Annotated in this window: 5 protein-coding genes; all 5 read right to left on the bottom strand. The window is 68.2% G+C overall.

The window, feature by feature from the left end:
• Positions 1–1,723, bottom strand: a 1,723-nt coding sequence (locus tag IT371_32160; protein MCC6752344.1) for a DEAD/DEAH box helicase, incomplete at its 3' end; no start/stop codon positions are given.
• A 23-nt stretch (positions 1,724–1,746) separates the two neighbouring features.
• Entirely contained in the window at positions 1,747–2,355 is a 609-nt protein-coding gene (locus tag IT371_32155; protein MCC6752343.1) for a hypothetical protein, read from the bottom strand.
• 190 nt (positions 2,356–2,545) lie between these two features.
• Positions 2,546–4,339, bottom strand: coding sequence for a carboxypeptidase regulatory-like domain-containing protein (locus IT371_32150; GenBank protein ID MCC6752342.1), 1,794 nt, complete (start codon positions 4,337–4,339; stop codon positions 2,546–2,548).
• A gap of 47 nt (positions 4,340–4,386) precedes the next feature.
• Positions 4,387–4,920 carry a hypothetical protein gene (locus tag IT371_32145; GenBank protein MCC6752341.1) on the bottom strand — a complete coding sequence of 178 codons (534 nt, stop codon included), beginning with the start codon at positions 4,918–4,920 and terminating at the stop codon, positions 4,387–4,389.
• A complete protein-coding gene (locus tag IT371_32140; protein MCC6752340.1) occupies positions 4,920–6,713 on the bottom strand; it encodes a sigma 54-interacting transcriptional regulator in 1,794 nt (597 codons plus the stop codon). Before IT371_32140 ends, IT371_32145 begins: the two co-directional genes overlap by 1 nt.
• Positions 6,714–6,718: the final 5 nt, after the last annotated feature.

Raw genomic sequence — 6,718 nt, 5'->3', positions numbered from 1 at the left:
CGCGCAGGCCGGCCTCCTCTTCCGGCGCGACGCGCGGAGCGCCCACGTCGTCCGGCCGTTCGTCCGTTCGTGCCTCTGCCGGTGGGCGTTGCCCGTTACGCTCGCCTCGCCGGCCGTCTCGGCCGCTCTCTCGCCCGCCGCGACCCCGGTCGCGTCCGTTCCCGCGACCTCGTCGTCCGTCGCTGCCGCCGCGCCGCCCTCCGCGCTCCGGCCGCGTCGACCGTTCTACGCGGTCATCCGAAGGAAGCCGGGAAGCCGGCTCCCCCTCGCCCTCGGTCTCGACGGGTGTGGCGTCTGCGCGTTGCGGCTGGGAGGCAGCCCGGGTAGGCGGGGGCGGAGCAGGGCGCCGCCGAGCCGTCGCGGTCCCCCCGGAGAGAAGTTCCCAGAGCGCGCGCCCGACGAGCGCCTCGCCGTCGACCATCGACCACACGCGGCGAGCCAGGCTGCGCATGGCCGGGGACGCGGCTTGACCCTCGTAGCGCGCAGCGAGCGTCTGGCAGAGCTCTCCCTCCTGCCGAGCGGCCAGCTCCTCGACGGTGGGGAGGTGCCGCTCCTCGGGGAAGATCCGGTGAATCAGCTTCAAGTAATAGAAGCTGCCGATCTCGCGGGGCGAGACGAGAGAGATGGCGGTCCCCGAGCGGCCGGCTCGGCCCGTTCGGCCGGTACGGTGCACGTAAATGTCCGCCGACTCGGGGAAGGTGTAGTTGAAAACGTGCGTCACGTCGGCGATGTCGATGCCCCGGGCCGCGATGTCGGTGGCGACCAGGCAATGGAGCTCGCCCTGTCGCATGCGCTCCATCACGCGTTCGCGGTCCTTCTGCGTCAGGTCGCTGCTGATCGCCTGCGCCTCGAAGCCGTTGCGCGAGAGGAAGTCCGCCACACGTCCGGTGTCCTCGCGCGTGTTACAGAAGATGAGCGCGAGTTCCGGCTTCTCGTAAGAGAGGATGTCGAGCAGGCTGCGCGTACGGTCTCCGCCGGTCACGAGGTAGTAGATGTGCCGGATCTCGCGAACGCCGACGAAGTCCTCGCTCAGGTAGATGCGCTCCGGCGTGTGCAGGTAGCGCTCGATCATGCGCTCGATCTCGTCGGGGATCGTCGCGGAGAAGAGCATCGTCTGCCGCTCGGCCGGGAGCTGCTGCAGAATGGCCGTGATCTCCTCCTGGAAGCCCATCGAGAGCATCTCGTCGGCCTCGTCGAGCACGAGGACGCGAATGCCCGAGGGGTCCAGAGTTCCCCGCCGGATGTGATCCAGGACGCGGCCGGGCGTGCCGGCGACGATCTGAGCGTTGCCCTTCAGCGCCTGAACCTGGGGTCCCATCGGGGCACCGCCGTAGATGGCGACCGTGCGCAGGGGGATGTGCGTGCAGAAGCGGCTGCACTCGTTGGCCACCTGCAGCGCGAGCTCGCGGGTCGGCGCGAGCACGAGGGCCTGCACCTCCTCCCGTGCGTCGTCGAGGAGGCCGGTGCACATGGGCAGGCCGAAGGCGGCCGTCTTGCCGCTGCCGGTGCGGCTCTGGACCAGCAGGTCCCGACGAGCGAGGGCCAGGGGGATCGCCTGCACCTGCACGTCGGTGGGGCGCTCGAACCCGATTTCCGTCAGTGCCTGGAGTACCTCTGGCCGCAGCCCGAGGGACGCAAAGGTGGGGCCGTCCGGCTCCGTCACGGGCACCGCGACCGGCGGCAGCTGCTCTGCCGTGGTGTGGTCTTCATCGACAATCGACATCGTATGCTCCCGACGCTGCGCCTTCAACGAGTGCCCGAGGGGCGACCCGCGCCTGCGCTGCGGTGATCGATCATGTCCCGAACCGCTGTGAGGTCGGCCCGTAGCCGACGCAGGCGGTCCACGTATCGTTCGAGAAAGCGGTCCATGACCCCGGTGTACGAGAGCTGAAGCTCTCCCAGCCCGTCGTGGATCGCGGCCATCCTATCTATCTCCTTGCTCACTCCTGCGCCGCCCAGCTCGCGGAGCCGGCAGCGTCTCTGGACGGTCTGCCACCGGCCACGCCACGCGTTCGACCAGTTGTGCCACTCCGCCGCCGGATCGATCTTGTACTTCAGCGCCCGCCCCTGCATGACGAACGTTTCCTCGTGCAGGCTGAGCAGGAGCCGTTCGAGTTCTCGGTGGCACGCTCTGAGCTCCTTCGGCTCGTCCGCCGTGGCTCGAATGACCGGCCCACCTGCAGCCACCGGGATCAGCTCTCGAACGCCGAGGTGCACGGATAACATCGACAGCAGGGCGAGGAGCCCCGCGCCCACCGTCACGGTGAGGTAGATCCCAAGAAACGCCCGGCGCCACCGCCGGATCGTGCGCCTCGCTATCTCTGGGCCCCCGGCCAGGGTTTGGGGCTCGGCCATGAATTCACCACAGCCGCATCGTCCGGCGCTCGCGACCGGACCCACGATCGGCGCCCTGGCACGCTACCTGGGCCAGAACCGGGCTACATTTCAACATGATGGCGCGCAAGTCAAGCCAGGACTGCCGGGGACGAGGTGACCGGGGGACGCAGACCGCCGCCGCGGCGCCGTCACGCGCGCGAGAGTCGTCTCAGCGCGGAGTCGGCAGCAACAGCCGGAATTCCCCGTTCGCATCCGTGACAGCCGCGGCCTGGGCCACCGCTCGAAAGGACGCCGGGATGCCCGCGGGGCCGAGCGCATCCGGAAGGAGGTCGAAGGCGCGTACCATGAAACCCCCGGCGGGCTTCCCCTTGGCGTCTTCGAGCCGGCCCACGATGCCGACCGGAGGCGGCAACTCGAAGAGCAGCCCCTCCAGCCCGCCCGCGACCTGAAGGCTCACCATGGTCGAGGCCGCCAGCCCGGAGCCTGCCGGCGGGGTCAAGAGCACGTTGTACGAGCCGGAGTCCGCGTGAAGCGTGAAGGAGCCGTCGTCCGAGGTGACGGCGGCGGAGGTGGTGGGCGGAGGGCTCAAGGGGGCGCTTCGCGCCAGGGCCATGCCGACCGCCTCCACGGCCGCACCTGCGACACCCTTGCCATCCGGGCCGACGACGCGGCCCGAGACGACGTGTCGTCGACCGAGAGTGATCGGCGTGGCCACCTCGCCCCCCGTGGCGCCGACTCCGAACGAGGCGATCACCCGACTCGCGTACGCGCTGTCCGCCGGAGGCGTGACGAGCACCTGATACGTCCGTTCCTTTGCGTCTCCGGGCAGAAGGGGCAGGTTCACCTTCCCCTCGGCGCCGGTGGTCCCCGTGCGCTCGAAATGCGCCGTGCACCCTTCGAAGCCGGCTCCCGCCTTGGCCGTGAGGGTGGTGCTCATCCGGACCCGAGCGCCCGTGACCGGCCGGCCGTCGTCACCGACGACGCTGATCCGATAGAAGCGCGCGAAGGCGAACGGCGGGAGCCTCAGGGAGTCTCCCAGCCTGTGGCGCGGTTTCCCGTCGGGGATGGGCTCCAGAAGGCCGAGGACCCGCGTCTGGCATTCCAGGGTGGGGACGAAGGGCAGTGGGCGACTCCCCGCACGCTTCTCGAGGTCCTCGAGCCGGGCCGCAGACAGCGCGACGTTCTCGACGCGCAGGACGTAGGGATGGATCCCCGCCGGGATGCGGAAAGCGAACTCGCCCGCCTGTTCACTCTGGAACTTCCCCCCGTCGCAGCGCTCCGGCGTATCGAGGCTGCAGGTCAGGCCGACGGTGGATCGAAGCCAGGTCGCCGGCGCGTGCGCGCGAACCTGGACGCTGAAGGGAAGCGGCGCGCCATTCGAGCTCAGGACCTTCCCCGTCACGAGGGTCGAACGATCTCCTCCGTCGAGGACGAAGTCCCGCTGCACGTGGTCCGTCGCACGAATGCTGCCCTGCGGGGCCGGCGGGTACGACGCGGCGAACGGCTCGGACGGTGAGACGTAGAACGTGTGGGTTTGCCCCAGCCCTACCCACACGACGAATCCGGCCGCCTCCTCGGCCTTTCCATCGACGGCCGCGCTCTCCAGCTGCACCCGAGGGCGCCCGGTGAGCAACGACTCGCGCCAGGCGAGGATGCGCGCCGGGACTCCCCACGAGGGCTGGTCCGAAGCGTAGACCTTGCCCTGGATCGATACCGTCTCGTCCAGCTTCAGCAGCAGCCGGCCATCGTTCTCGCGGCGCACCGAGGGGTACTCCTGCTGCACCCAGCCCTGCTTGTTGCCGCTCGGTGGCAATACCTCGAGCGACACCGCCCGTCGCGCGCGCTCGATGCAGCGGGCTGTCTGCAGGTTGCACAACTGGGACGCCTCGCACTCCCCATCCCAGGCGCACTCACCGTTCGCCTTGGGCGGTGTGCATGCGGCCAGTACGACGAGCGCCGTGGCCGCGCGGATAAACGACCCATGTCCGATCGATCGGCTCATCTCGACGCCACCGTTACACGTTGACACGGGTCGACCCTCTCCACCATTCAGGGCCCCGCATCGCCGATCCCCGGCAGAGGTCCAGTGCAGTTCAGCCGCCAGTAGCCGTTCGTCGTCAGGCCCCCCGGCTGAGGCACCCGGAGGTCATCTCCCGCGCCCACGAACCCGCTGTCGCTCACGTAGAGCTCGAGTTCGTACCGTCCGACGACGTGGCCGACGAGTTCGTCGCAGAGGCCGCTGACCTCGAACGGGAGGGCGCGAAGCCCGCTCCCCGCGGCGCGGTCGCGCGTGGGTGGCAGCGACAGCGGCCGAGTGTAGTCCCCGTTCAGGAAGAGGCGGATGAAGACCGTCTGCTCGTCGGGGTCGTTGATCGTCACGATGAAGACGAAGGGCTCGGGGGTCTTCCCGGAGGGGGTCTGCTGCACCGTGATCGTCTCGCCGAGCGTCGGAAAGGTGCGCTCGCCAACCAGGCGTGGCCGGTTGTTGGGCCCGCCAGCCACGGAGAGGTCCTGCGGCACGACGCACGCCGTGGCAGCGCCGGCCAGGACGACCATCGTCGCGGCGGCCCAGGCGCGAGGCACTACGGTCGGCCCTTCAGCTCGTCCTCGCGCTCGAGGTGCCGGAAGATGGTTCGCGGATCGACCCCCAGGTCCTTGGCGGTCTTGGTCCGGTTGTCGTTGTTCCGCGCCAGGACCTCGTTGATGTAGCGGCGCTTGAAGTCTTCGGTAGCCTGCACGAGCGGTAGGATCGGGGGCAGCTCTTCCGCGCTCAGGTCCAGGTCCTCCGGCGAGAGGAGCGGCTTGTCGGCCAGGACCACCGCTTTCTTGATGTGGTTCTCCAGCTGGCGGATGTTGCCCGGCCACGGATGCTTCCGGATCGCGATCATCGCGTTCGGAGAGAAGCCACGCACCTTGGAGCTGTACTCCTCCGCGAATTTCTGCAGCAGGTACTTCGCGATGACGGTCAGGTCCTCTCCACGCTCGCGCAGGGGCGGCAGGTGGAGGTTCACCACGTTGAGGCGATAGTACAGATCCTCGCGGAAGCGGCCGTTACGTATCTCCGCCTCGAGTTCCTTGTTCGTCGCGGCCAGGATGCGAATGTTCACCGGTTCGGGCCGAGTTTCCCCGACGCGCACGACGGTCTTCTCCTGGATGGCGCGCAGTATCTTCACCTGGAGCTGCATCGGCAACTCCCCGATCTCGTCGAGGAAGAGCGTGCCCCCGTCGGCAGCGTGGAACTTGCCGCGCTTGTGCGCCACGGCGCCCGTGAATGCTCCCTTGACGTGACCGAAGAGCTCGCTCTCGAGGAGGTTCTCGGGGATCGCGCCGCAGTTGATCGTCACGAAGGGTCCCTTCGCGCGGGACGAGCGCTCGTGTATCTCCGACGCGATCAGCTCCTTGCCGGTCCCCGTCTCGCCGGTGATCAGCACCGAGATGTCGGTCGTGGCAACCTTCTCCAGCTTCTTGAAGACGTCGCGCATGGCGTCGCAGGAGCCGATGATGCGACCGAAACGTATCGCCTCGAGTCGCTCCGAGAGGTGGCGCTTGTCGTCGCGTAGCTCGTTGATGAGCAGTGCGTTCTTCACGATGAGCGAGGCCTGTGCCGCGAAGATCGTGAGGACCTCGAGGGCCTGCTGCTCGAAGAGCTGGATCACGTTGTCGTTCCCGACGTAGATCAGCCCGATGAGGCTCTCCTTGTCCATGAGTGGCACGCACATCACCGACACGACGTTGAGCTTCATGATGGACATGGAGTTCGCGAACTCGTCGTCCTTCAGCGCGTCGCTCACGATGAGCGGCTGCCTCGTGCGAACTACCTTGGCCACGATGGAATCGCTCAGCTGGTCGACTGCGTCGTCGATGTTCTCGCTGCGCACGTTGCGCGCGACGCGGATGCGCGGCTCGTTGTTCTCGAGCAGCACCAGAAAGCCCTTGTCGGCGTTGGTAACGGCGATCACGGCGTCCATGAGCGCCTCGAGCAGTTCGCCGAGCTCGTACTTGCGCAGCAGCCTCCCCGAGAAGTCGAACAGCATCCGGTAGGGCGAGACGTCCACCGCGGTGGACGTCGCCTCGCTCGCCTCGACGGGCTCCTCGTAGACGGAGAAGACGAGGTCCGTCTCGCCGAGGCGCACGACGTCCTGGTGGGCGAGTTCGTGCTTCTTCTGCCGTTTGCCGTTGACGAAGATGCGGTGGTCGCCGATCGGCGCCAGGTTGAAGATCCGGCCGTCGAAGTGGATGTGGCAGTGACTCCCTCCCACGTCGGGGTCCTGGACCACCACGTCGCAGTCCTCGGAGCGGCCGACCGAGGTGACCTTCTTGTACAGGTGGTAGACCTTCGGTGGCTGGCCGGGTGAGGTCACGCGTAGGGTCGGCATGAAGA

This window comes from Deltaproteobacteria bacterium, from assembly GCA_020848905.1.
Classification (GTDB): domain Bacteria; phylum Myxococcota_A; class Polyangia.
The sequence above is the reverse complement of the archived record's forward strand: the minus strand, read 5'-3'. Positions and strand labels throughout refer to the sequence as shown.